Source organism: Alcanivorax sp. HI0044, from assembly GCF_001634945.1.
Genome location: NZ_LWEZ01000716.1, coordinates 1 through 917 on the forward strand (window position 1 = coordinate 1; position 917 = coordinate 917).

The 917-nt window shown below is 61.5% G+C and carries 2 protein-coding genes; both read right to left on the reverse strand.

All coding sequences use genetic code 11. The annotated features are described in order from the left end of the window. Positions 1-184 (reverse strand): biotin carboxylase N-terminal domain-containing protein (locus A3730_RS08620; protein WP_156501089.1); only part of this gene is annotated, 184 nt, incomplete at its 3' end. A 124-nt stretch (positions 185-308) separates the two neighbouring features. Then, the coding region (locus A3730_RS08625) for an enoyl-CoA hydratase/isomerase family protein (protein ID WP_063537925.1) at positions 309-917 on the reverse strand (609 nt) is incomplete at its 5' end.

Genomic DNA, 917 nt, shown 5'->3' on the forward strand with positions numbered 1-917 from the left:
GGTAGGAGGCGCTGGCCAGGGCTGGGCCGATGCAGACGGCTTCGTCAGCCAGTTGCACATGACGGGCACCGGCATCCGGCTCGGAATAGACTGCCACGGTCCGGTAGCCCAGGGATTGGGCGGTGGCGATGACCCGGCAGGCAATCTCGCCACGGTTGGCAATCAGGATTTTTTCAAAGCTCATTGTGATTCCTTACCGGTGTTCCGGTTGAAAATGCTTTCCTGTAGGAGCTTGCTTGCAAGCGAACCATCGGTGACGGATCTGCCACATCGGTTCGCCTGCAAGCAGCCTCCTACGGTGTATCGGCTCAGCTTGGGGAGTTCCAGGACGCCGGGCGTTTTTGTACGAACGCCATGGTGCCTTCCTGGCCTTCTTCGCTGTTCACGGCGGCGGCGAAGTCGGTGGCAGCCTGGTCCAACAAGGTGTTCATGGGAATGTGGCCCACGTTCAGCACCAGCTCCTTGGTAACCCGGTTAGCATGGGGCGCGCAGCGACGCACCGCCTTCAGGGTGTTTTCCAGGGCGGTATCCAGGGCGTCGCTGTTGTCAGCAACCTCATGCACGATACCCAGCCGCAGGGCTTCGTTCCCTTTGAAGCGTATGCCAGTCAACGCCAGGCGGCGGGCCTGGGTCAGGCCGATACGCTCTACCACAAAGGGGGCAATTTGTGCGGGGATTACGCCCAGCCCGGTTTCCGGCAGGCCGAAAGTGGCGTCTTCGCTGGCGATGGCCACGTCAGAAATACACGCCAAGCCAAAGCCGCCGCCAAGGACAGCCCCTTCCAGCACGGTGATCATTACCTGTGGCTGACGGTTGGCTGCGGTGATCATTTCCCCGAAGCGGCGGTTCAATGTCTGGAAGGCATTATCGTCGCCGCCGGCGGCCTGCTGTCGCGCCCCGGCCATATCCTTGATGTC